The organism is Streptomyces sp. NPDC054813 (assembly GCF_053611365.1).
Window position 1 is genome coordinate 257,910 of the sequence record NZ_JBSHAF010000013.1, and the last position, 25,841, is coordinate 283,750.

Consider the following 25,841-nt stretch of genomic DNA (forward strand, 5'->3'; position numbering starts at 1 on the left):
GCCTCCTACGCCAACGGCACCACCCGGCCGCGGGTACGAGCCAGCAACCATCAGCAGCGCTACCCCCGTCCCGCCGGCCGAGCACGCCGCCGAAGGCCACAGCCCTATGGCGCTGACTGCCCGCGCCCCATTGGGGTCGCCTCCCGGTAGCCGCCCGCACGGCGAACGGCTGCCGCCCTACTGATCCCCCTTCCGGAGTTTTACCTGTGCGCAACTCCCCTTCTGACACCGAGGTGTTGTCGGTCTCCGCCGCGGACGGCACTCGCCTGTCCGTCTACCGCGACACCCCTGTGCGCCCGCGTCCCGGCGGCACGACGGTCGTGCTGGTGCACGGCGCGTCCGTCACCGCCGACCTGTGGCGCGTCCACGCCCGGCACCTGACCAGCCTGGGCTTGACCGTCGTGCGCTACGACCAGCGCGCGCACGGTCACACCCCGCGCGGCCAGGCACCGATGACGATCCGGCAGCTCGCCGACGACCTGCACCAGATCCTGACCCACCTCGTCCCCGCCGGGCCGTTGGTGCTCGCCGGCCATTCCCTGGGCGCCCTCGTCCTGCAGGAACTCGCCGCCCTACACCCCCAACACCAGCCCCGTGTACGGGGCATGGTGCTGCTGTCGGCCACCGCACGCGGGGCGAGCGTGCTGCCCGGCCGCAGCCCGCGTGCCCTGCTTCTGGCCGCCGGACGCAGCCTGTTCGCCCTGACCTGCACCCACGCGTCCCAGGCCGTGGACCTCGTGCGGCACCGGCTGCCCGCCACACACCCCTACAGCCTCGCGCCCCACCCCGACCGGCCGGCCGACGGGCCACCGCCGTGCCGCCACGGCATCCGCCACACCCACACCCGCGATCTCGCCGACCTGTGGCAGTGCCTGCGCCGCTACCAGCCGCGCAACGCCACCGTGCTCAGCCAGTTCGGCGACCGGCTGCTGCTGATGGCCGGCGCGGACGACCGGCACATCCCCGCCGCCCACACCAAGCAACTGGCCGCCCAACTCCCGGCCGCCCGCCTGGAAATCCTCCCCCGCACCACGCACGCGCTGCCCATCCGCCACCCCGAGCTCATCAGCAACCGCATCGCCCGCCTCGCCGCCGAACCCAGCCCCCACCCTCCTCACCCCCAGGACCGATCATTTCCGAACTCCCTGCCTTCCGGGCAATTTCACTAGGCGCCGGTATCCAGTCCAGCGCCATGCTCGCCCTCTCCGCACAAGGCATACTCCCGAAGGTCGACTACGCAATTTTCGCCGACACGGGCTGGGAACCGAGAGCCGTTTATTCCCATCTCGACCGGCTGGACCGAGAAATAGCCAGACCCGCAGGCATACCTATTCTCCGCGTATCGTCCGGACACATACGCAAGGATGCCCTGGACCCCGACCACAGGTTTGCGTCAATGCCGCTCTACGTCCTGAACAAGGACGGAAATCCGGGCATGACCAGGCGCCAATGTACCGGAGAATATAAAATTAAGCCGATCAAGAAAAAGGTCCGCGAAATACTCGGCTACCCCTATCCGACACGCATCCCCAAGAGCGTCTTCGTCGAGCAGTGGGTCGGCATCTCCACCGACGAATTCCACCGGGCCAAGGACGCCGACGTCAAGTACATGCGCAACCGGCACCCGCTCATCGACATGGGCTGGTCACGGTCCGACTGCATCCGCTACCTGACGTCGCTCGGCCTGGCAGACACCCCGAAATCGAGCTGCCTCGGGTGCCCTTTCCACGGAAACGCCCAATGGCGCAACATCCGCGACAACTCCCCAGAGGAATGGGAGGACGTAGTGGAGTTCGATATGGCCATCCGCAAGGGAAATGCCCGCGCCAACGCCACCGGCAACAGGCTGCTCGGCGAAGCGTTTCTCCACCGCTCCCGTGTCCCTCTCAGCGAAGCTCCCATCGATCACGTCACCGCCGCCGAATGGGCGGCGATGCAGCAAGAACTCACCGCCAGCGGACCGGACCTGGAGGAGTTGGAGCAAGGAGTCGTCGACGGCTGTTCCCCGTGGGCCTGCCGCGGTGAAGTCGCGCCAGTGCAGGACGACTTCGGACTGGCCTCTTGACCATCCTGGACCTGTTTGCAGGACCGGGGGGATGGAGCCACTCACTTAACGTCCTCGGCGTACGGGACGTGGGCCTGGAATGGGACGAGTGGGCCTGCAAAACCCGTGCAGCCGCAGGGCAGTTGACCATTCGCACCGACGTAGCGCTGTACCCCGTCTGGCCCTTCCTCGGCAAGACCGCCGGGCTCATAGCGAGCCCGCCCTGCCAGGCATGGTCCATGGCCGGCAAGCGCCTCGGCCTGGTGGACCAGCCACTGGTCCACCAAGCCGTCGCCGACCTCGCCACCGGCCGCGACACCCGCGGGCACCTCCTGGCTGCCTGCCGTGACGAGCGCTCCCTGCTGGCAGCCGAGCCGATGCGCTACCTGCACGCCCTCAACACGGTCGGCGAACCGGAATGGGTGGCCATGGAGGAGGTCCCCGACGTCCTGCCGCTGTGGCGCCAGTACGCGGCCATCCTGCGCACCTGGGGCTTCTCGGTATGGGCCGGCATCCTGAACGCTGCCGACTACGGGGTTCCGCAGACCCGCAGACGGGCAATCCTGCTCGCCTCCCGCACCCGCACCGCCGAACCGCCCCCTCCCACCCACGCCAAGACCACCGAACCGGACAGCCTGTTCGGGCCGGGCCGCAAGCGGTGGGTGTCCATGGCCGACGCCCTCGGCTGGGGCGCCACCGACCGCCCCGTCCCCACCGTCTGCGCAGGCGGCGGCCCCGGAGGCGGGCCCGAGCCGTTCCCCTCCGGCTCACGCAAGACCCTCACCGACGCCCGCGACCGCGGCACCTGGACACCACGGCCCGGCTCGGGGGTCGTCCTGCAATCCCGCCGTGAAGGTGCCGGTCGGGCACGGCGGCACGGGACCCGGGAGAAGCGCTCGGTAGTCGCCCCGGCACTGGCCTTCACCGCCGAGGAGCACCGCTGGTCCTGGTCGCTGCGCAGCAACAACCAGGCGAACGCCACGGTCCGCAGCCTGAACGAGCCCGCCGGCACCTTGTTCTTCGGCCACCGTGCCAACGAATGCACCTGGGTCGCCGAACCCGCGCACGACTCGGACGGCAACGTCCCGGCGCCGGATCCGATCCGGATCACGGCCCAGGAAGCCGGCGTCCTGCAGTCCTTCCCCGCCGACTACCCGTGGCAGGGCAACAAGGGCCAGCAGTTCTCCCAGATCGGCAATGCCGTGCCGCCCCGGCTCGCCGCGCACCTTCTGGCCCCGCATCTCGGCAAGACCCTCACCCCCGACGACTTCACCCTGGCTGTCTGATGCCCCACCCAACCGACGGGTACGAGGACGACGACCTGGACGACCTGCCGCCGCCGCAGCCCGTGCACTACGCCGAGCAGGCCCTGCTCGGCGCACTCCTCCTCCACCCGCGCCGACTCGCCGAGATCGGCGCCCTGGACGCGGAACACTTCGACAACTACGCCCACGGCACCGTGTTCGCGGCGATCCGCACCGTGCCGGCGCCCGACCCGGAGCAGCACCTCACAGACCCGGCCTGGCTGAACACCGTCCTGGACAGCGCGCGACCGGAGGCTCCGGGACTGACCGCCTCCTATCTCCACACCCTGATTCAGGTCTGCCCCTGGCCCAAGCACGCGGCAACGTACGCACGGATGATCCGCGCCGACCACGCCCGCCGGACGCTGGGCGCCCACGCCGAACGGCTGGCCCTGGCCACGACCGATGCCACGCTGCCGAACCCGGCCGCCACCACCCTCGCCCAGGCCGACACCCTCGCCCGGTTCCTGGAGGACCTCGCCGGACAGTTCGCCCCGCACCCCGGCTCTCTGCCCCGCACGCCGCTGCCACCTGAGCCCCCGCGGGACACCGGTGAGGAAGCCCTGGACGAGGAACAGTTCCTCCTCGCGAGCGCGACGGCGCACCCCGCAGAGCTGAAGGAGATGCGCTGGCTGCTGCCCGAGGACTTCGCCCTGCCCCTGCACGGCGCCCTCTGGCAGTGCCTGACCGCCCTCACCCACCGCGGCGACCCGGTCGACCCGGTCACGGTCATGTGGGAGGCCCAGCACCGCGGCCTCCTGAACGCCAACGTCGCGCCCGCCGACCTGATGGCCCTGGTCTCCACTCCCGTCGGCTCGCCGGAGTACTGGGGCGAGAAGGTCGTCGAGCGCGCCCTGCTCGCCCGCGCCCGCGTCGTCGCCACCCGGATCACGGCCTACACCGACGATCCGGCCAACACTCCCCACCAGCTGATCACCGGCAGCCGCCGCGCACTGGCCGACCTCCACGCGCTGCGCACCCGCTGGAAGTACGCCAGCACGCCGGCACCAACGATCAGCCCCGCGCGTACCAGGGCCTCGGCGCCACCGCGGGCTGGCCCGCCGCGAACAACGGCTCCGTCCGCCTCGCGCATCTCCCGCTGACTGACACCGACCGCCTGTGGCCGGACCACCCTCAGGTCCCGTACACAGGCCGAATTGAGCGACGCCCCTTGACGACCCCCGCGATCGACGCGCACGTCCGTCTCGACACCCACCCCGTCCATTCCAGTGCCGTGACCGCCACCCTCGCCGGCACGCGACACCGCACCGCGCACGCGCTTCTGGCTGCCCGCGGATTCGAAGCCGTCGACGAGCACACGCTGGTCCTGGCCCGCATCGACCACGAGGAGTCCTACTGGGCGGAGAACGCCGCCCAGGCGCTGACCGTCGAAGGCATCACCACCGAGATCACGCCCCGGCTCCGCGAAGCCATCGACGAGGAATGGACATGGGCCAACTACCCCATGCACTGGTGCACTCGCGAGGAAATCCGGGAGGTCTCCAACGAAGCCCAGAAGATCTATGACGACATCCGCCACGGCCGCCTCGTCGTCCATGCCCACGCCGACGACAGCGGAACCACCGTCGCGGTCGGCACCTACCGCGACGGCAAGAGCGTCTACCTCCACGGCGAGAACCACCTGCGGCAGATCTCAGACTCCTTCGACTCACCCGCCCAGGCCCTCGCAGCCTTCGAACGCCTCCATGGCGAAACCATGCGCCCCGGCCCCGCACCCATGACCGACACCGAACGCCAGACCGCCGAAGCCCGCAGCACGCTTGGCACACCGGCATCTGCAAAGCCCGAACAGCCCGTCCAGCGAACGGAAACGGTTCCCGCCTACGCCGCCGACCCCGGCGACCCCGGCGACCACGACGCCATCCTCGATCGATTCCTCGACGAGTACGGCGACTGGGAGAAGTGGCGCACCTGGTCCGACGACACCACCCACGCGATCCACGAATCCCAGACCCTGCGCATCGAGCGCGTCCACGAAGCCCACCCTCGCGAGACCGCCTGGACCGTGGCCGCGTACGAGACGCCCGTCTCCGACCGGATGTGGCACCTCACCGCGACCGGCACCACCCCCGCCCCCGTGCTCCAGACCCTGCTACACATCCTCGCCGAAGGCGACGCGTGGGACACCGCCATCGGAAGCCCTGTCGACGAGAAGACCGTCACCGCCGCCGCGAAGCCCCTCACCGACGCCGGATGGAAGCACACCGTCGACGGACGCTGGATTCGCTGGACGAACCTGTCCGAGGACGTCGGCATCCAGTTCGACGCCTTCGCCGCCCAGAAGCTGAACAGCCCTCTCGCCACCTGGACCGTCTGGGCCGGCCCCAGCATCGACCACCCCACCTGGACCATCACGGCATCCCCCTACACCCCCAGCTCGCTGTTGGCCGACCTCGCCGAGAACCTCGCCCACGGAACCGGCACCCGCCAAACCAACGCCGCACCGCGCGATCGCCGCGCACGCCTCGGCACCACGCCACCGGCTATGCGGCCGGCAACGGCCGGCCACACGAGCGGCCGAACTCTCTGACTGAGCGCCAGCGAGACACAAGCCGTGACAGTGCCGACGACCATCTCTGGCCGTCGGCACTGCAACTTTTCCGGCCTAGTCGCCGAAGATGCTCTCCCACACCTTCTGGGTCAGCGAGCGAGCGACTTCCGGCCGCGACGACGAGTTCGTCGCCGTGGTCCTCAAGGGGTACACAGGCATGCGCTGGGGCGAAATCGTCGGTCTGGAGGCGGAATTCGCCAGCCCCTGCTCCATCCGCGTCGAGTGGCAACTGTACGAACTCGACACGGGTCAGCTGGTGCGCTGTCCGCCCATGGACGACAGCTACCGCACCATCGACGCGATGGACTGGCTGTCAGCCCTGGTCGCCAACCACGTCGCCCGCACGAAGCTGACAGCCTGCCCGTGCCACGGCAAGATCTACGTCTTCCGGGGGCAAGGCGTGGCCCGCGCCGGTGGCCACCAAGGCGGCGAAGCTCATCGACGTCGCACGCCGCCGAAGTCTGCGGGCACGGTGTCCAACGTCCTCAACCACCCCGACCGCGTCACCGAAGCCAAGCGGGTCAGAGTGGAACAGGCCATCGCCGACCTGGGGTTCGTGCGGGGCGGCGCGGTCTCGGAGCACGCAGCCCACTGGCGCCGAAACGGCTTCTCGACCTGGCTGTTCACCCCAGCGGTCTCCGGCTGGTACCCCAAGAAGGCACCGCAGCAGGCCCGCCCCGTACCGCTGCTCGGCGAGCCGTGGCCCGGCATCCCGGCCCGAGGACGCGGCGTCAGTGAGCGTGCCGACGTATGCTGGCTCCCGATCGCCAAGGGCCTCACACCCCACGGCCTCCGCCACACCCACCGGACCGTGATGGAAGACCTCGGCACCGAGAAGGTCCTCATGGACCAACGTATGGGCCACATCGACGGCTCGGTCTCGGCACGCTACGCCCACGTCACCCCCGGTATACGCAAACGCCTCATGCTCGGCCTGACCCAACAGTGGGAGACAGCGCTCGACGCCCGACTGGCCCTGTGTCCGACGTCTCCGGTGCGCGTGCTCAACGATCTCCTGCGCGCACGCGCGTCCATGGTCCAATCCCCTCGCCATCGATCCATACCCTGCTGCCGATCACGATGACTGGGCCCAGCCCGTTCCTCGGTTAACGGCCCCGCCGGACGGGCTCGGGGCCCGACCCGAGACGATAGATTTGGGTGCTTGTTCAACGCCGTGCCACGGTCGCCGGTGACGCTGACGAAGATTGAAGGGAACGTGGGCCGAGTGCACCAGGCAGCCGCCGAGGAAGCCCTCTCGGAGCTGGCCGCCGCTTCCGCGAACTTCGGATTCCTGCTGCCGCTGGAGCCCCTCCTCCTGCTGTACGGTGCGGGTGCCGAGGCCGACGCGCACGCCCGCCCGGACCGATCTCTCGCTCAGGCCCAGCAGTTCGCGGAGGTGCTGACCGCGGAGTCCGCCCGGCTGCTCGGCCCGGAGTCCGTTGACAGCGCGGCCGATGGCCCGGTGCACCGCGCGCTGACCGAACTGCGCCGCTCCAACGACCCCACACCCGGCAGCGAGGCCGGACTGGACGACTGGTCCCGTGCCCGACGTCTCGTACGGCACTGCTTCGACCTGGGCGTGTGGTACTTCCGACTCCGGACCGGAGTGCGTGACGCGCTCTCCTTCGTCCCGCCAGCCGAATGGGACGACGCCCCGGCGAGCTCACCCCGCCAGCAGGTGGCCGTGTGGGAGCCGGTGACCGACCTGGCCACCTGGGTCGCCCTGCTCGACGAGTACGTCCCCGTGCTGCGGCGGACCTTCGATCGGCGTACGCCCGCCGAGACGGCCACCCGCGCATCCCTGAAGGCACGTTCGGCCCTCCTGGAGGCGGAGTGGCGCGTCGCGGAGCTGCTGAGCGAGGCGGGATGGACCGTACGGGATGATTCGGAGACGCCGCACGAGCTACCGGGGCGGGGGGTCGCGATGCGGGGCCCGGCGCAACCGGAGCGGGCGGCGGGACCGAACTACGTGCTCCGCGTCGACGGCCAGCCGGTGGGCACCGTCGAGGTGCGGCCCCGCAGCGAGGACCTGCGCGCGGCGATGGCCCGGACTCGTGAGGCCGGCACCCCGTCGACGGCATCAGCGGGGCGGCGGATGCCCTACATATACGCCACCGACGGCGTCCGGGTGCTGTTCCGGAACGGGGACGACCCCGAGCCGCGCCCCCGGGTGGTCTTCACCTTCCACCAGCCGGATACCGTGGCCCGCTGGCTGCGGGAGGCCATGGCCGATCCACAAGCGCCGACGTTCCAGGGCCGCGTGCGCCACCGCCTTCCGGACCTCATGGATGACGACCACCCCCAGAATTTCCTCCGGTCGTGGCAGTACGAGGCGGTGCGGGCGTTCGAGAGCTCGCTGCGTCAAGGCGAGCGCCGGGCCATGGTCCAGATCGCTGTTGGGGGCGGCCGGACGGTCACGGCCGTCGCCGCAGCCCACCGTCTGCTGCGGCACGCCCGGGCCCGCCGAATCCTCTTCCTGGTCGACCGGGTAGAGCTCGAAATGCAGGCGCTGGCGACCTTCGCGGCGTACTCCGGGCCCGGCGACGATGGCCGGAAGTTCACCGAGTCGTACCGGGTGGAGCGGCTGAGCCCTGACGCCGTGTCGTCCCACGGGGTCATCGTGAGCACCGTGCTGCGGCTCCACAACGCCCTGTCCAGGGGCAATCCGGCGTCCGGAGTCCGCTACCGGCCCGATCTGCCCCCCGAGTCCTTCGACCTCGTCATCGCCGACAACTGCCACCGGTCCGTCTCCCCCCGATGGCGTGCACTGTTCGACTACTTCGACGCCCCGGTGCTCGGCCTGACGGCCACCCCGACGGACCGGGCGCTGGAAGTCTTCCAGGGCAATCTTGTCAGCTCCTACACCTTCGAGGACGCCATCGGCGACGGCCGAGCAGTGGAGGTCACCATCTACCGCATTGCCGGCCTCCCCACACGACCGAAGCGTGCGGCCGACACACTGGAGGAGGAGTTCGACCTCGACGTGGAGGAGCCCCTCGGGCACCGTCGCTCCGTGGTGAGCGGCAAGGCGCTCCACGCCGCACTGACGGCGTTCAAGGAGGGGCTGCCGTCGATGTTCCCTGAGCGGGCGGGGCTCGGTTCCGGGGACGTGGCGCTGCCCAAGACCGTCGTCTACGCGGCAGACGACCGGCATGCGGACGAGGTGGTCGACGCGGTGCGCGCGGTGTTCGGGCAGGGGCCTGGCTTTTGCCAGAAGGTGACGCTCAAAGGCGGATCACCGCACCTGTGGCTCTCGCAGTTCCGTAACACCGTCGAACTGCGGGTCATCGTCGTGGTGGGCCTGCTTACTGGTGCGGACATCGCCCCCGTCGAATGTCTGCTGTTCCTGCGGGACGTCAAATCCTCAAATCGGTACTTCCAGATGCTCGCGGTCGGGACGCGCTCTATCGCGTCGGCGGAACTGCGGGCGGTCACCCCCGGCGCGTCGGCCAAAACCCAGTGCGTGGTCGTGGATCCGGTCGGCGTCACACGACACCATGCCAGTCAATCTTCCACGACGAGGAAGCGGGGGCAGAGGAAGGACGCGGACGAGGCCCCAGCACCGGCCGTCGCCGCCGCAACAGTCGACGACGCCGAGGTCATGGAGCGTTGGCGGTCCTTCCTCCGGGCGGGCAACGACCTGGCGCGGGAGCTGATCACCAGCACAGGGGGCCTAACTGAGGGGGACGTCCGAAGGCTTCGCTCATTGGCCGAGTCTCTGGCGCGGCCGCCGCATGGCCTGACGGCGGAGCGGATCTGGAGCGCGTACGAACGCGCCGGTGTCACTGTGTCGGATCCCCGTCGGCCGCGGGCGCCGAAGGGGCCGGTGGACCTCCTCGCCCTCGTCCGGTACGAAGCGGGCCTGGAGCCGCGCCCGCGCCCCTATCGCGACCAGGTCTTCGACCGGCTCAACGCGTGGATCGACCGCCAGGAGCGCCGGGGACGGTCCTTCGACTCCGACCAGGTCTGGTGGTTGGAGCACATCGCGGACGGCACGGCGGCCGGCGGACACTTCGCCGCCGCATCTCTGGACGCCGTTCCCTTCACCCTCAGGGGTGGCACGTCGGGCTTCCTGTGCGCCTTCGGGGAGCAGGGTGCGGTTCGCCTGCTGGACGAGCTGCGGAGCGTGCTCGCGTGAGCGCGGTACTGCCGTCCGGCTGGACTGAGGTTCCGCTGGGCGAGCTGTTGCGCGAGCCCTTGGCGGCGGGCCGGTCCGGTCAGGCCGTCCCGGGCGGGGTGCCCGTCCTCCGCCTGCCCGCGCTGCGGTCGGCGACAATCGACCTCGCCGAGTCCTGGGAAGGTCCGTGGGCCTCGGCAGCGGAAGCGGAAGCGGCCGACCGTCTGATCCAGCCGGGCGACATCCTGATAAACCGCAACAGCGGGCCTGGGGCACGGACCGGGCGGGCCGCCCTGGTCCGCGAGACTACCGGGCCCACGACGTACCCCGCCTCCATGGTGCGGGCGCGGGTCGACGAGCGGCTGATCGACCCCGAGTACCTGGTGTTGGCGTGGGAGTCCCGCGCCGTGCGCCGCCAGATCGAGTCGTCCGTACGTGAGGGCGCTGGCCTGCATCACATCACGGCACGGGACCTGGAACGAGTTCGGCTGCCGCTGCCCCCACGAGCCGAGCAGGAGCGGATCAAGACCTCCCTCGCCTTCTGGCTCGTCCGGGTCGACGAGGAGGAAGCCGCCGTCCGCGACACGCTGCGGCGGATAGAAGACCTCCGCACCCTCGTGATCGACCACGGCGTCGTTGGCCGCACCACGACCGGACCGCACTCAGACCCGGAGCTCTCCACCCCCGCGCACCGCGCCCCCCTGCCCGCCGTCCCCGTGGGATGGCGGTGGGTCACCCTCGGCGAGCTGGCCGAAGTCGTACGCGGGCCCATGGCGGACAGTCGGCGCGCGGACGAACCGCACGAGGTCGAGGTGGGCTCTCTGCGCCCGGCCGAGTTCCGGGGCGAGCACTGGGCACACGAGCGGATGCCAACGGTGCGGCTGGACGCCCGCACGGCGGAGGCGAACCGGCTGAGCCCCGGGGACGTCCTATTTGTGTTGAGCGGACGGCCCGACAGCCTCGGCCTCGCCCGGGTGTGGGAACAGGGCTCCTCCCACCGCACGTACGTGCCGAACCATCACGTGGCACGGGTCCGCATGGTCGGGGACGCCCTGCACCCCCGACTGCTCGCCCTGTACGCGAACGGGCCCGGCCGACGCCATCTGCTGGGCGCCGCACGGAGGACAGCAGGCCTAGCCTCCCTGGGCCTCGAGCAGCTGCGGCGGACCCCCGTCCTCGTTCCTCCGCTCGACGAACAGGGTTCACTTCTCGCCTCCTTGGAGGCGTGGAACGGCGGACTTACCTCCGTCACGGCCTCGGCTGAGGAAGCCCTGGCGATGGCGGACCGGCTGCGCGATGGCTGCCGGGAGCAGGCCCTCGCGGGAAGGCTGCCCCCCGGCGCCCTGCCGAGCAGCGAGAACGACGTACGACTCGAGGGAGCAGTGACCGTGCCGCCGACGACGCCCGCCCGACGGCCTGTCAACCGACCTTCCGAGGTGGAGCGCCGGGCCGAGCGCCTCTGGTCCTCCTTCCCGCTACTGAGCGACGACGGCCTAACAGCCTTGGAGTACGGCGAGCAGGTGACGTACCTGCTCTTCCTCAAGGCGGCGCAGGAGTTGCGGCACCGGCCCGTCAACCGCGTCGACGTCCTGGGGCACGACGCCTGGGACGAGCTCGCGCTGCGCGAGGGCACGGAACTTACCCAGTACTACGGCGCCCTCCTGAGGGAGCTTGGCGAGCGCGGCGGCGTGGTCGGCCGAATCTTCCACCAGGCCCACAACCGCCTGCGTCACCCAGCGCACCTCCAGAATCTGATCCAACAGGTCGGGGAGGGGCTCTCATGGTGGGACGAACGGCCGGAGTGGCGTGCCCCGGTCTTCGATGCGTTCCTCGCCCGGTGCGCTCAAGACCACCGGACCGCCGCAGGCCAGTACTTCACCCACCGAAAACTGATCGACGCCATCGTTGCGTGCACGCGTCCGACCGTCGAGGACACGATCGTGGACCCATCGGCGGGCACCGGGGGATTCTTGGTGCGGTCCTTCGAACACATCGCCCGACACCTCCCGCCGGGCGTCCCGCCCGGCCAGCGGGAGCGGCTGTCCCACGGTGCGATCCGCGGGACGGAACTGGTAGACGCGACGGCGCGCCTCGCCACCATGAACCTGTTCCTGCACGGCGTCGAGCCCCTCAACGGCGACCCGGCGGCCATCGAGGTGCGGGACTCCCTCGCCTTGAGTCCCGGCCGCCGGGCCACCCTCGTCCTCGCCGATCCGCCACTCGGGCAGCGACGCTCGGCGACCCCGTCCACCGGCGCGCCCGACCTCGACGGCGCCGAGGCGCTCGCCTTCGTCCGGCCGGATTTCTGGGCTGCCACCAGCAACCAGCAGCTCAACTTCCTCCAGCACGTCTACACCCTGCTGGAGATCGGCGGCCGGGCCGCCGTTGTCGTACCGGACGGCGTCCTCTTCATGGCAGGCGCCGGGGAACGGGTACGGAGACAGTTGCTGAAACAGTGCGACGTGCACACCCTGCTCCGCCTCCCCCTCGGCCTCTCCAGAGTCTCTTCAGGGGTCAAGCTCAACGTCCTGTTCTTCGAGAAGTCCACAGCCCGCCCCGACGGATCGCCAGCCACCCGCCGCCTCTGGGTCTACGACGCGCGGACCGGACACGCGACCGTCGCCGATTCCCCCAGCTCCGGTCTCGACGCGTTCGTGGCCGCCTACCGACCCGGGCACCCGCCCGACTCCCGGGCCGCGTCGCCGATGTTCAAGCGCTACTCCGTCGAAGCGCTCCTCGCCAGGCCCAGCGTCAACCTCGACCTCGGCGCCGACCTGCGCGAGGAGGATCCGGGAGACGCCCCAGAGCCGCATCTGATCGCCCAGCAGATCTCCGGGCGGTTGGAGGACGCCTGGCGACGGTTCGCCAGGCTTGCGGAGGAGCTCACGCCGCCGCGCGATGCCCGTACGTTCCGGTCCAGCTGAGGGGGGATCCGATGCAGCTGCTGCAGCTGAGGCTGCCCGACTACCGCGGCCTGCGGGACTTCACCCTCGACCTGGAGAGCGCCGTCGACAAGGGGCAGGCCATAGCCGTACTGATCGGCCCCAACGGAGGCGGGAAGTCCCGGATCCTGCACGCGCTCGCGGAACTCTTCGGGGCTCTCTACCGCTGCGCCCTCGGCCATTCGGGCCGTACGGACTTCGGCTACGAGGTGCGCTACCGGCTCCTCGACACGACCGTCGAGATCGTGCAGCCGTCCGCCGAGGCAGAACCGGTCATGTGGGTGACCGACGCCGCCGGATCGCGCGACGAGACACCGCGTCACGACTGGCTCCACCACCTTCCCGACCACGTCTTCGGGTACCAGGTGCACGGCCGGGTCCCCTGGGGCTCCGAGTTCGAGCGCCACGTGCACTTCGCCGAGGCCGAGCTGGCCGCCTGGCGCGAGCAGTGGACGGAGTCCTGGTTCGCCTGGCAGGACAACCCGGAGAACGAGGACGGGGTGTGGTCGGAGCAGCTGGAGCTGCCGATCGCGTGCCCGCTGTACACCCCGGGGTTCCTGTGCACGCCCGACTGGCTCCCCCTGGTCCTGCTCTCCCTGGCCGCCCAGTGGGCGGATGTCTTCGGCGACTACCTCAAGGAACAGGCCCGGGTGGACGGGGTGGTGTCCGCCACGCTGCACCTGCGCGCCCCCGCGTCGGTGGGGGAGGAGCTGTCGGCCCTGCCGTACTGGGGGCTGGGCGGGCCGCCGCGCGCCCTCTTCGCCGAGGCAGCGGCATCCGGCCGCTTCGGACCGGTGCCGGAATCGGACCCGCTGTACAGCGCCGGCACCCCCGACGACGGGTTCGCCCTCACCATGAGCAGCCCCGAGGACGTGCTCGCCTTCCGTAACCTCTTCGACAGCGACCTGTCAATGTTCGGGCTCCTGTCCACCCTCCAGATGGCCGGCTACCTGACCGCCGACGTGCGCGTCCGCAAGGCGGACGGCGCCGTCGTCCGGGCGGACCAACTGAGCTCCGGCGAACAGCAGATCCTCACCGTCCTGGGTCTACTGCGGCTGCAGCGAGGCCAGGAGTCGCTCTTCCTGCTCGACGAACCCGACGCGCACTTCCACCCCGAGTGGAGCCGGCGCTGGTATTCGTCCGTCCAGAGCATGCTCGGCGATGGACAGCGCTCGCAGTTCATCGCCGCCACCCACGAGCCCCTCCTCATCTCGAACATGCTGCGGCAACAGATCCGGGTGCTCGACACGGACACCGACGGACGGACCAAGGCGCTCGTCCCGGACACCAACCCACGAGGCCAAGGAGCCGGCGGGCTGCTCACCTCGGAACTATTCCGCCTCCCGAGCCAACTCGACGAACACACCCAGGACCTGATCGACACCCAGTACCGCCTCATTCCAGTGGCGGGCGACGACCCCGAGGCCCGCCGGGAACTCCAGGAGGTGACCGACCGGCTCGACGGACTGGGCTTCACTACTGGGCGTCGTGATGCGGTGCTCTCCTCCTTCCTGGCGGAACTGCACCGGCGACGTACGGCACTCATCGAACAGGCCCGGAATGGGACTGTGACGGGCGAGGAGCTCGAAGCGACCGCACGCGTGCTCTTCGGCGAGCACTTCTCCCAGGGGGTCTGATCCCGGTGCGCCACGTAGACACCACCGGACTCACCACGCCGCCGAAGTGGGCGGACCGGGCCGCCAAGGAAATCGAGAAGCTCCAGGAGGACGCGAAGGACGCGGACAAGGAGCTCACATTCCGCGAGTTGTGGCGGGAGGACGCGATCCGCGACCAGTTGATCGCCCTCATGGACAAATGCTGGTACTGCGAGTCCAGGGGCGATCGATGGCCTTACCACGTCGACCACTACCGACCGAAGTCCGCCGTCGCCGGCGAGGCCAAGCACCGCGGGTACTGGTGGCTCGCCTATGACCCCGCCAACTACCGCCTCGCCTGCCATTACTGCAACAGCGGCGGTGCCCGCTACGGCAATCAAAGCGCCGGGCCGGGCAAGGGAGCCCGCTTCCCTCTACTCGGGCAACGCGCGTCCGTGGGCGAAAGCCTAGAGGGCGAACTGCCGGTGCTCCTTGATCCCGTGGTGGCCGAGGACGCCGATCTCGTCGGATTCGACAGGCAGGGCTACGCCCGCCGGAGGCCCGAAAGGCCCTACTCCGACGACGAGGTGGCCCGGGATCTCTGCCGGGTGGACGAGACCATACGCATACTCGCACTCAATGCCGACCGGCTAACTGAGAGAAGGTCCACCTTGATCGACAAGGTGGTGCGACTCGTCCAGCTATACCTCATCCGCAGAGACGACGTCGTTGTGGCGCGGTACGCCCGCAACGAGATCGATGACCTGACACGGACGACCGCCGAGTGGAGTGCAGCGGCAGCGGCAGCCGAACGCTTGGCGCTTCTCGCCTACGGCCGCTCGGTAGACGAGGTGTCTCCTGCAATAGAGGCGGGGGGCGGTGCCACCGAACCCGCGAGCGACGGAACCAAGCCCCCGGCGGCCACGCCGACGGGCCATGGCGTCGACCTACGGGCCCTGGCGGCCGCCTTGCCCCCCGAGGCGTTCTCCGCAGGCGGGATCACGCTGACAGGCCGGGGGAAGATGGGTCCGGTCAGGGCAACGCTGCGGGCGGACGGCATCATCATGTGCTTCCAGCAGCCTTTGGCCACGCCCACGTCCGCGGCGCGGATGGCTGCCGGCGACGAGAAGGCGGATGGGTGGACCTTCTGGTCGTTGACGGTGGACGGCACAACCCGGACGCTCTCCGACCTGCGCGACTCCCTGATCGCCCAGAACGACTGAAGGACACCGCCCGCCACCACGCTCTTCCAAACGGCTTGACCAGCCCGACACCGTCAGAACGAACGTCACTCATCGGAAACGGATCGACCATCACGGCGTCCCACTTCCCTCAAACTCACTCAACGGGCCCCAAGCCGCTGTCTGGCAGCGTCCGCGCCTCATCGCACCGCCTCGTCCCTCATTCGTTGTCAGAGGTACGGGACAAGATCAGCCCACTAGACAACGCCGCACGACGACAAGGAAGCATTTTGGACGACGATTTCATCTTTCGAGGACCGCTCGGGGAGATGGCCGCAGCCGAAGCCGTCCCGGCAGGGTTGAACCCGGCAGACCTCTATGCGGGAGCGATCAGCTGGTGGTCCGCAGCTGTCTCCCCCGCGGTCTCGATCGTCTCCTGGCCCAGTGCCCCGCTGACGGTCTGGATGTCACACGTACATGACGATGCGTCCGACGGGTCCCGGCTCGTCGATGCCCTTCGCCGTCTCCTCGGAGGCTTTGCTCCGCTGGCGACCCACCAGGATGTGACGAACGGACGGATGTATAGCGCAGCAGTGCATTCCACCCGCCGGGCGGAGAACGCCGGTATGGGCACCTCCGCGCTTCTCCTGACCGGTTCTCCTTTCACGGCTGGCCCCGGCAGTTCCTGGAGAAGTCCCCTCCTGGAGAGCCATACGCGCATGGCGTGGGACGGTCGGCACATCATTCCCACGCGGGGCTTCAGGCACCACCGATGCGCCGGGAGATCCACTCCACCACACGTCGGCGCCCTGTGGACTCTCTCCCTCCAGGCGTGGCGCGGCTTTCTGTCCACGGATGCCGCCACCTGGTCACGTGTCCTGCACCTTGCCCAGCGCGGCGGTCCTGCCCGGCGGGCGAGAGCGTCGTCGGACAGTTGGCGACACGACCTGGCAGAGGCATACCGGTGGTCCTTCCACACTCGGCCGTGCCTGACCTACACCCCTCGCGCAGGAGAATTGCTGGACGCGGTCCGTGAGGCGGAGGACAGGTGGGACACGGCTCTGCCCGAAAAGCACGGCGGCTTCTTCCTCCGGGTCGGCGACCACGTCTCCCGCATGGCCGGCGCACTCGCTGCGGCCGAACGCACCGACATCCACGGCATCCACGTCGAGGCCGCATGGTCACTCGCCCGCCGCGCCGTGAAGGACACCTGCCGTCTTGTCTCCATGGACCGCGACATGGTGCATCAGGTCGTCGAGTACGTGGATGACGCCATGCGCCGCGTATCGACGTCAGAAGGCCAAGCCTCTCCCGCCCTCTCGAACACCCCCGAAGGGCAGACCTACGGCGAATACGCCTACGGACTTCGTTCACCAAGCGGCATCAATGCCGTCCGCAAGCTCAAGCAGTGGTACCAGGACTCCTGCCAGATATGCGCCACCACCCTGGTCCTGCCCTCACCCCGCCACCGCTATAGCGAAGCGGCTCACATCCGGGCCAGAGAGGACGGCGGACCCGACCTCACCGAGAACTTGCTGTGCCTCTGCCCGAACTGCCACGTCCGCTTTGACGGCGGAGCATACGTCTTGACCGACGACCTCACGGTCGTCGACACCGTCAAGGACCGCCTGGGAACCAAGCTCAAGCGCCATCAGTGGCACTACATCAATCCCGACCACGTTCGCCACCACCGCCGCCACTGGACCAGCCGCAATCCCGCACCCCTCACGGCCCTGCCCTCTGAACGGCAGAGCAACTGAGACCGCGGTCGGGTCCCCCTCCCAAAATCCGGACCATACCCGGGCCAAGGTTTGCCCGTGTCCCTTCACACAGCACATTCGCACTGGGCAGAGCCATGCAGACGGTGTACCCCAGCAGACGAAGAACTCGCTGGGGGCTGCGCAAGTGGATGAGCATAACCGCTGGGCGCCACGAAACTCTCGGCGACTCTGCTTGACCGGACTACGCATCAGAACGCCTGCCCAGCGGCGCAACAGGCATGACGCTCCATGTCAAGATATCGCCGGTAACGCCCACATCACACAGAACGCGCACACACAAAACCGCAGGTCAAGAGCCCTTTGTGGAGGTTCAAGGATGGCGACGAACCCCACGTGATACGTCGTCGAGAACACGTCGACGGCCCTTCGTGCATCAGTCACCCGCTGGCCCCGGCACTGCCACTCGTCCAGCGGGAGAATCTCGGGGCTTCAGCACCCTGCGAAATCCGGGGCCCATGTCAGGAGGATCGCGCTGGCCTCAGCGAGTGAGGTCCACCTAGGGTCAGTTGGCTGCTTCTCCAGCACCAGGACGGGACGTATTCGACCATATTTCCTTGCCAGTTGGAGCTGATGGGCATAGTCGAGAACCTGCCCGATCCCCAATCGAATCTGCTGATCCTCACTCGCGCCGGTCAAACTCTTTACCTCGGCGATGAAGACGTCATCATTGCGTGACCATCCCGCGTCGAATCGAGGGGCATTGCGAGCGTGCGCGCGGAGTTCGATGTGCTGGCGGGACAGGTGCTCGATGAGTGCCGCGATCGTCGACTCGTGTGCCTCAGTGCCCTTGTCGAGGTGGGCGAGGTCGAGGGTCAGCGCACCAGAATCGTGGTGCCCGACTGTGTGTCGCTGAAGCGGGCCACCCAAGATCCCATCCCCAGTCTGCGGCAGGACGAAGATGTGATCGTCTGCGCCCCGTGCCCTCTGCAATTCTCGGCAACGCGCGGGGTGGCCGACGATAAGGTCTGCGAAGCCATCCCCATCCACGACGCATACGTGGTATCCCCGGTCGCGTTCCCATGCGGCGCGCACGAGCTTCTTGCTGTACTCGCGGTGAGTGTCGGTCACGGCCTGGCTAGCGAGTTCGCCGTGCACGAAGACTGTGATCTTGCGGGAAAAGTCCGGCTTCCAGCTCGCGCCAAGCTTTTGGGAAATGTCCGCGCAGTCCTTTCGGATTACCCATTCGTCATCTATGAGTACTTTGCCCGTGAAACAGAGCGTCTGCCCGCTGAGCGAGTAGACCCAACCATCACAGAGTTTCCCGTCCATGAGACCCCCCTCCGTGTCCTCGCGTGTATCTTGCCGCACTGCCATCCGGCCCCGCTTGGGCGATAGGCAACCATCAGGAGGACGGCGCCACGTCGGGGTGCGTCCCCCTGGGGGGCCAGGTCGACCGTCTTCGTGGCACGGCAATGCCAACTTTCCGTATCGCGCTCAACCCTGGCAGCCCCGCTGGCCTCCCGTGCGCCCCTGCCGACTGCGGCCATACCCTCGATGCACGAACACCAGGCCGGCGTAACGTCGATCGCGCCGCCATGGCGATGAACAGCCTCAGGTTCAACACCTTCCCCTGCCCTATCTGGCAAGAGCCGAGACGACACGCTTGAGATGCCGGGATTATCTCTGACTGAGGCGCGGAATTGTTTCAGGGGAGTTCTTGCGGGGCGTTGACACGGTGGCAATGTGCCGCGTGGAATTTCTACTACCTGGTCACCATCAGAATGGGGCTGGGCTCCCGTAGCCACCGGAGCGACCGTGAACCATCCCTCGCGCCCTCTATCCGACACGCCGGACGGCGGCCTTGACGACACGGCCGAGACGGAGCCTCCATCGACGGCGACCGTCAGCGTCGCCCAGGGAAGGCCCTGCTCAGCCGAGGGGCCGCAGGTGGTCGTGGAGTACGTCGCTGTCGACGGCGAGGACGCTCAGGCTCTGGCCCAGCGCCAAGATGCCGCGATCCGCGAGGTGCTGGAGTGCCTCTACGCCCGCCACGACCCCCCACCGGAAAGCGGACAGAAAGAAGCCGGCAGGCCCAGAACTTCCCACACATAACCAATGGGAGAGGGACACCACATGCCCGCCACCCCACCCGCCCCCCGCTCGTCCTGGTCGCCTCCCGTACCCGGACGCCCTTGGGCCACCGACAGCGTCCCGGACGCCGCGGCGCTTCTGGTGACCGTCCCGGTGGCCTGGCTCGGCCGGACCTCCACGGAGGCCGCCCAGGACGCCACGCTCTCGCTGCCACGGCAGCTGCGCAACGCCAGAGCCGCGCTGCCGCCCGGCTGGGTGATCGTCGCCCACTTCTACGACGTCGAGTCCGGCCGCAAAGAACTGCACGAGCGGGGCAACTCCCTTGCCCACCAGAACTTCAAGATCCCCATCCCGCGCGACGGCAGTGTCGCCGATCTCCTCGAAGAGGCCCAGCGTCCCGATCGCCGCTTCGCGGCCGTCATCTGTGAGTCGATCGAACGCGTCGCCCGGCGCACCTACTTCGGTACGAAGATCGAGTACGAGTTGGAGCAGGCCGGCGTCGCCTTGTGCGCCGCCGACGAGCCGATCATTACCGGTCCCAGGGCCAAGCGCGCCACACCCACCCTCACACGGCGCGTCAAGCAAGCCGTCTCCGAGTGGTACGTGCTGCAGATGCTGGAGTTGTCCTGGGACGGCTTCATCGAGCACGTCTCCCAGGGCTGGAACGTGGGCAAGCCTCCCTACGGCTACCTGGCGGAGAAAGTGCCGCACCCCATCCCGGCTCGCCGAGCCGAGGGCCGTACCAAGCACCGGCTTATCCCCGACCCGCCGCGGGCCTCAGCGGTCACCCATATCTTCCAACTCCGCGGGCTGGACAAGCTCGGCTACGACGCCATCGCCGACCGTCTGAACCTGGACATCGCCGCGTACCCGCCCCCGGAGCCGACCCGCCCCGATGTAGCCCTGGGCCGCTGGAGCGGAGGGGCCGTACGAGAAATCCTGCGCAACCCCAAGTACACGGGCTACCAGGTCTGGAACCGCCGCGCGACGAAGAAGGGCGGCCGCTACAACGACCCCAAGGACTGGGTGTGGTCGCCCCGGCCCGCCCATGAGCCTCTTGTCACCAAGGAACTGTTCGACGCCGTCTCCACTGTGGGCCGCAATCGCCAGGGATCCCGCACCGCCCACGGACGCAACGCTCACCCGGCCACCAAGCGCTCCTACGTCCTGCGGTCGTACGTCTACTGCGACATCTGTGACCGCCGCATGTTCGGCAAGACCCGCCACCAGATCTCCTACTACGTCTGCCAGCCCGACGCGAACCAACATCGTGATCAGCCGTGGTTTCCTGATCACCCCAAGAGCTTGTGGATCCGCGAAGAGATCCTGATCACCTCCATCTCTCGCTTCTTCGCCACCAGGATCTTCGGTCCCGATCGGCGCAGCCACCTCACGGTCGCACTCGAAGTCGCTCGGTCCGCGGATGACGACGGCGAACGCATCGTCCAGGAGCGGGCGACTCTGGAACAGGCGATAAGCGCCATCGGCCAGCTCCAGGCCCGCCTGATCCACACCCTCGCCAACAGCTTCGGCGACGATGAGGTCGACGATCTCGACCCGGATCAAGAGAAGCAGTTCCGTGACGCGATCCGCCAGGAGCACGCCACGCTGGGCGCCCAGCGTGAACAGCTCGCCGAGCAGCTGGCTCACCTGGAATCGCCGAAACAGGCTGTACGCCCGGACAGCGCGGCCTTGCTGGATGCACTCCCGCACCTCGATGTGGACCTTGCCCTGGTCCCAGAGGAGATCCAACGCCGGCTCTACAACGCCTTCGGGTTGGAGGTCCGCTACAGCCGGCCCCGCGAAGAACTGACCTTGCGGGTGACGATCCCGGGCCGCCTGGTTGACGGACTGGTGTCCGCCGCCCGCGAGCCGGAACCATGGAACAAAAGATCGGGCGCCCGCACCGTATTTCCGTTCCCGGAGCACGGAGCAGCAGCTACAGACAAGCACGACCGTCCCGTTTGGGCGTGATGACGCCGACCACCGCACCGCCGGCCCTGCCCAGGACCAGTCCCGCCCACAAGATCGAGCCCACCGGGATCGGCGGGAATGTTGGCCAGTGTCTACACCGCTCTCGCAGAACCTCTCCGGGACCTGCCCGCCGTCAGCCTGCTGGTGATCAGACACCGTCCGTCCGCAGTGTGAGACACCCTGGTCAAACTGGGTTCCGGATCGCGATTCGCGCTGAAGTCGGGGTGCTGCTGCCGAGGGGCGCGGAATATAGCCCCGGATCCCCGGTTGGCCAAACCGGGGATTCTCCGCACCATTAATGGTCCACCGCCACGTCCTGACCCCCAAGAGGCGCCCCAACGACGACAGCCCACAACTCCACATTCCACCGGAACAGCCGCCCGTTGGAGGAGCCGCTACACCCCGGCGTAGCTGAGGCGGAACAGGTACTGGGCGCGCTCCAGGTCCCGCTCGGTACGAAGCTGCACCTCAAGGTCGCCCGTGCCATGGTGGCCGAGTACCGTCACGTCCCGGGTGAAGCCGGGAACAAGGTCGACCTCCTGCGGATCGGCGTTGAGGTAGACGAGCAGCTTGGTCTGCTGCGGCGGACAGACACATGCGAAGTTCCGCAGCCGCTGGTAGGCGCAGTAGGTTTTGCGCTGAAGCCGGGTGATGCCACCCCCGAGGCCGAGCAGAACCTCGTCGACCGCTGCGGCCAACTCCTTCATTGCACTGTCTCGCCTTCGGCCGCTCGCCACCGCAGACGCGCGTCGACAGGCCACACCGGTGGCAGGCGCATGTCCGGTGACGGAGGCCACGGTCTCAAGGCCAATGTGCTCACTGCCGAAAAAGCGGTAGCGGACCAGGTCGATGCTGCGCCGGTGCTCGCGCACGGCATGCACGTCATAGCGGGTGAAGTCGCCAGCCACGCAGATCAGCCTGGGCGCGCTCCACAGCACCTGGGCCGCGACCGCAGCCCCGAGTCGGTCGCGGACCAGGTACCGGAACTCCGCCCGGTGATCCATCAACCAGGACAGGTAGAAGAGTCCCTGGTTGATGACGCCTGCGTCAGTGCCGCGCTTGTACTCAACGATCACGGGCGCCCCATTCTCGTCGATGCCGAGCGAGTCGATCCGGCCGCCGTGGATCGGACCGGTGCCGTATTCGCTCGCCAGGAACCGGACCCCGATCAGCTTCTCCATGTTGCCCTCAACGATGCTCTGCACATCGGCCTCGGCATCAGCAAGACGTGGCATGACCTCCGTCAGGCCGCCTTTCGTGTTGTAAAGCTTCAGGTCCGGCACCGCCCCTCCCGCGCAGCCAGTGTGGCCGACACTCAACCGCAGGAGCTGTCGGATTTATTTCCGGGCACTTCGCAGCCTAGGCTCGAAGACCTCCGGGACCTCGCAATCGATACGAGCGGGACAGAATGGGACATTTCAAGATTGCGGGACATGCGCGGGACCGGGCAGCTAAAACTCAGTCAGATAACCCGCTGCCCTGCGAAGACGTCTGGGAACTGTCCGGCCTCCGGAGCCGTGTGCGCAGGTTCGAATCCTGCCGGGGGCACTCGCCGGTCAGAAACTTGAAAGTGCGATCTGACCAGGGCGGATGCCGACTTGAGAGAGCGGGAGTCAGTCTCACTGACTCCCGCTCTTTCTGGTTGTCTCTCACTGGCCCGCGCACCATCTGCGATATACGCGACACACATCCGACACACTCACGCGCTTCTCACGCGTAGGGCACCCCTGACGACGTCGGGGGGTTGTGCGGAAGTATGGGACATGCCCAAACCGAAGAGCTTCACAGCGTGGTTGAAGACCCAGACCGACCGTGACAGTGGCTTCGGCGACCTCGCCCGCGATGTAGCCAATGATCACGACTGGCCCTCACGGAAGGGGCGGGCGGGCCAGCGCGCCTATCTCGAAGAGTGCGGCGCCATCCCAGCCGCCATAGAGATGTTCGAAGACGCCTGGGCTCGATACGAGGCGGACCAGGCGGCGCTAGGTGACGCCTGAGCCGGTAGCGCGGGCCGACAGGGGTTTCGCTCGCTACACCTCTAGCGCTAGAGCTCGTGCCGTCCTTTTATCTGCGCGCACAGCACTGTCCCGCCCAGGAGATGCGCGCACAGCCTGTCCCAGGAGATGATCGAGGGAGGTCGATGGGTAGTTCAGCCCACACCGAATCGGCTTTCTGTCTCTTGAACACTTTAACCCTGATCGCTTAGGAATAAGAAAGAAGACACCGCGGAGCACCGGTCTTGCATTGGTTGGGTCCTCATACCCTGGCGGCTGATGTACGGGACGCACGTACGAGTGAAGCAGGGACACCATTGGAAGGCACGCCTGTAAACGTCAAACTCTGCCATCTGTGACAAAAGTCGACAGCCTGAAGGATACCTGCCTGAGTAGCGCAGGTGGTGACGGATAGTCTCCACGGCGGATAGCGAGGCTCTCGTGTTTATTACTCGAAATCGAATCGCGCGCATAGTAGGGGTTTGCTGCGCTGCCGCGCTGTTCGTTGGAACAACCGGCTTGGCCAGCGCCGAGACTGTGACGCCAACGCACGACGCCGCGGTGCATTCGGCTAGCAATCCGAGCCCATCCACTACACCGAGCGAAGGGGGCGGGCGTGGCGGCGGGCACATTCCCAACACGAACAACAGCATCCTAGGCTGACAGCCCCAACGCAGACACGACCAAGACCGTGGACTACTGCCCAAGCGCGAGCCCATGGCGGTCGTCTTGCTGGTATGACGTTCCGTGATGAGCTGAGAGCGACCTCAACTGCGCTCTTTGAGGTCGAGTTCGGTGGGCTTTATTGAGGACCGGGGGTGCACCGCGTGTGAAGCGAGCTCCACCATGTCACGGATGGCGTAATTCGGCGCGCTTTACCCAGCTGTTGCGCCCATGATGGCCTTATGGAAGAACCGAATATTGTTCGGCCGCACGAAGATACAAGTGGACGGCTCCGAGACCTTCCCGTAGCGATCGTGATGGCTGCAGGGCTGGTAACCAGCGGCGGCATACTCGCCTGGTTCGGGTTGAAGGATGTTAGCGAAGCACTATCGTTCGCGGGCCGGATAACCGGATTCTCCGCATTGGTCGCCGCCCTAGTGATGTTTCTTGCCGCAGTTACCGCTTTTGACTACTGGGGAGGACGGAGTTTCAGGGCCTCGGGAATATTCGTCCTGGCTGCCGTCCTGCTTGTTCTGATCGCCAACGCTGGACTTTTGGCGATGCAGATAGGGGGGCACGAACTCACTAATTGGCTCATCGCCTGGATTATTCTTATAGCCTGGTCAGGCTGGGCGCTATGGACGCTCCTGCGGCGTGAAAAAATCTGGAAAGATATTCCGGCGCCCCGCACGTTCGCTGTAGGCGCCCTGGTGGCGGCGCTTATAGCGGTCGGCAATTTTGCATACTCACAGGTTTATCTACCATATTCTACCCCTATGCTTGTCTCGGTTTCGGTAGAGTTTGAAAATCCTGTGGCGAACGATTCCACTGGTGGCACTGTGGTGCCGCTGCGTCTGACGCTGAAGAATGGCGGGAAGGTCTCTGCGTACGTCCCCCAGAGTATCTACGTGGTCCGGGGGCGACATGAGGACACGAGCCAGGTGGTGGAAACTCGCAAAAGCTGGCTATACGGCGCATCGAACGGCGTCGTCCGGGAGAATTTCCAGATTAAGGGCTCGGCCGTGATCGAGAATGGCATGATCTTCTATCCCGGTACGGACGCATGGCTGGATCCCGGGGATACTCGAACGGTAGATCGCATTATCCAGCTACCAAAGCATATCAAGTATCAGACCCTCGTGGCTTACGCCGAAGCCATTCTAGTCAGAAAGGATCGAGTATCTCTCGATATTCCCGACATGCAAAAGTCCTGGGATGAATCATCACTTAGGCACATCCGCGATGCTCCAGAATGGGTGAGGGGTGGCGCACCCCGTAGCGTCGATTTCATAAAATGGACGTTCCCACTGCGCGAGGGAAGTTATCTGACTGCAGCGATAACAAGGCGAAAATACCTCACCACGTGGTGGGTGCTGCAGGACCCGAGCATTGCAGTGACCGTCTCCTCCTCAAAAAGAGGAGAGAATATCAGGCCCACTGTGCAAGATATGAACACCCTCCTTGCGCGGTACGGGCTTGAATCGATCGATAGTGGGTTTGCCGAGATGCCAATAGAGGCGCTGATGAAGGGCCGGTGAGGCTTAGAGAATGTCTCATGTGGTGACTCTTCCTGACTGACGAGCACATCACGTGACCGGTGCCTGGGCTACCGTCGGCGTGGTTGCTGCGTGCCGGCGAGGTGC

Annotated in this window: 16 protein-coding genes and 1 pseudogene; 14 read left to right on the plus strand and 3 right to left on the minus strand. The window is 67.5% G+C overall.

Going from position 1 to position 25,841, the window contains the following annotated elements:
- Positions 1-206 precede the first annotated feature (206 nt).
- The 11 genes and pseudogenes from ACWGJB_RS26995 to ACWGJB_RS27045 all read left to right on the plus strand — a co-directional run bounded on the left by ACWGJB_RS26995 (position 207) and on the right by ACWGJB_RS27045 (position 17,515).
- The gene (locus ACWGJB_RS26995) at positions 207-1,169 is read left to right on the plus strand and encodes an alpha/beta fold hydrolase (RefSeq protein WP_453382666.1); all 963 of its coding nucleotides are present in this window, start codon (positions 207-209) and stop codon (positions 1,167-1,169) included.
- A gap of 23 nt (positions 1,170-1,192) precedes the next feature.
- Complete coding sequence (locus ACWGJB_RS27000; RefSeq protein WP_453382667.1) at positions 1,193-2,065, plus strand: hypothetical protein; 873 nt, start codon at positions 1,193-1,195, stop codon at positions 2,063-2,065.
- Positions 2,062-3,330 (plus strand): DNA cytosine methyltransferase, encoded by a 1,269-nt coding sequence (locus ACWGJB_RS27005; protein WP_453382668.1) that lies wholly within the window; start codon positions 2,062-2,064, stop codon positions 3,328-3,330. Before ACWGJB_RS27000 ends, ACWGJB_RS27005 begins: the two co-directional genes overlap by 4 nt.
- Positions 3,330-4,451 (plus strand): DnaB-like helicase N-terminal domain-containing protein, encoded by a 1,122-nt coding sequence (locus ACWGJB_RS27010; RefSeq protein ID WP_453382669.1) that lies wholly within the window; start codon positions 3,330-3,332, stop codon positions 4,449-4,451. The genes ACWGJB_RS27005 and ACWGJB_RS27010 overlap by 1 nt, the downstream gene beginning before the upstream one ends.
- Positions 4,452-4,519: 68 nt before the next feature.
- The gene (locus ACWGJB_RS27015) at positions 4,520-5,899 is read left to right on the plus strand and encodes a DUF317 domain-containing protein (protein WP_453382670.1); all 1,380 of its coding nucleotides are present in this window, start codon (positions 4,520-4,522) and stop codon (positions 5,897-5,899) included.
- A 112-nt stretch (positions 5,900-6,011) separates the two neighbouring features.
- Positions 6,012-7,004, plus strand: a pseudogene (locus ACWGJB_RS27020) (LacI family DNA-binding transcriptional regulator); the annotation flags it as partial.
- A 141-nt stretch (positions 7,005-7,145) separates the two neighbouring features.
- Positions 7,146-10,058, plus strand: a complete 2,913-nt coding sequence (locus ACWGJB_RS27025; protein WP_453382671.1) for a DEAD/DEAH box helicase family protein — start codon at positions 7,146-7,148, stop codon at positions 10,056-10,058.
- Positions 10,055-12,961, plus strand: coding sequence for an N-6 DNA methylase (locus ACWGJB_RS27030; RefSeq protein WP_453382672.1), 2,907 nt, complete (start codon positions 10,055-10,057; stop codon positions 12,959-12,961). The genes ACWGJB_RS27025 and ACWGJB_RS27030 overlap by 4 nt, the downstream gene beginning before the upstream one ends.
- An 11-nt stretch (positions 12,962-12,972) precedes the next feature.
- Entirely contained in the window at positions 12,973-14,616 is a 1,644-nt protein-coding gene (locus ACWGJB_RS27035; RefSeq protein ID WP_453382673.1) for an AAA family ATPase, read from the plus strand.
- 5 nt (positions 14,617-14,621) lie between these two features.
- Complete coding sequence (locus tag ACWGJB_RS27040) at positions 14,622-15,797, plus strand: HNH endonuclease (protein WP_453382674.1); 1,176 nt, start codon at positions 14,622-14,624, stop codon at positions 15,795-15,797.
- 974 nt (positions 15,798-16,771) lie between these two features.
- Positions 16,772-17,515, plus strand: coding sequence for an HNH endonuclease (locus tag ACWGJB_RS27045; protein ID WP_453382675.1), 744 nt, complete (start codon positions 16,772-16,774; stop codon positions 17,513-17,515).
- Positions 17,516-17,965: 450 nt separating this feature from the next.
- Here the strand turns inward: ACWGJB_RS27045 and ACWGJB_RS27050 are convergent, their stop codons facing one another.
- A complete protein-coding gene (locus tag ACWGJB_RS27050) occupies positions 17,966-18,805 on the minus strand; it encodes a hypothetical protein (RefSeq protein ID WP_453382676.1) in 840 nt (279 codons plus the stop codon).
- A 600-nt stretch (positions 18,806-19,405) separates the two neighbouring features.
- On the minus strand, positions 19,406-19,528 hold the full coding sequence (locus ACWGJB_RS27055) for a hypothetical protein (RefSeq protein ID WP_453382677.1): 123 nt from the start codon (positions 19,526-19,528) through the stop codon (positions 19,406-19,408).
- An 81-nt stretch (positions 19,529-19,609) separates the two neighbouring features.
- Here ACWGJB_RS27055 and ACWGJB_RS27060 point away from each other — a divergent pair, with 81 nt between their 5' ends.
- A complete protein-coding gene (locus ACWGJB_RS27060) occupies positions 19,610-21,541 on the plus strand; it encodes a recombinase family protein (protein ID WP_453382678.1) in 1,932 nt (643 codons plus the stop codon).
- Positions 21,542-21,936: 395 nt separating this feature from the next.
- On the opposite strand, the gene ACWGJB_RS27065 is transcribed toward ACWGJB_RS27060, so the two are convergent.
- Complete coding sequence (locus ACWGJB_RS27065; protein ID WP_453382679.1) at positions 21,937-22,824, minus strand: DUF5655 domain-containing protein; 888 nt, start codon at positions 22,822-22,824, stop codon at positions 21,937-21,939.
- Positions 22,825-23,304: 480 nt separating this feature from the next.
- Here ACWGJB_RS27065 and ACWGJB_RS27070 point away from each other — a divergent pair, with 480 nt between their 5' ends.
- The gene (locus ACWGJB_RS27070; RefSeq protein WP_453382680.1) at positions 23,305-23,538 is read left to right on the plus strand and encodes a YozE family protein; all 234 of its coding nucleotides are present in this window, start codon (positions 23,305-23,307) and stop codon (positions 23,536-23,538) included.
- A gap of 902 nt (positions 23,539-24,440) precedes the next feature.
- Positions 24,441-25,736 carry a Yip1 family protein gene (locus ACWGJB_RS27075; RefSeq protein ID WP_453382681.1) on the plus strand — a complete coding sequence of 432 codons (1,296 nt, stop codon included), beginning with the start codon at positions 24,441-24,443 and terminating at the stop codon, positions 25,734-25,736.
- Positions 25,737-25,841 lie beyond the last annotated feature (105 nt).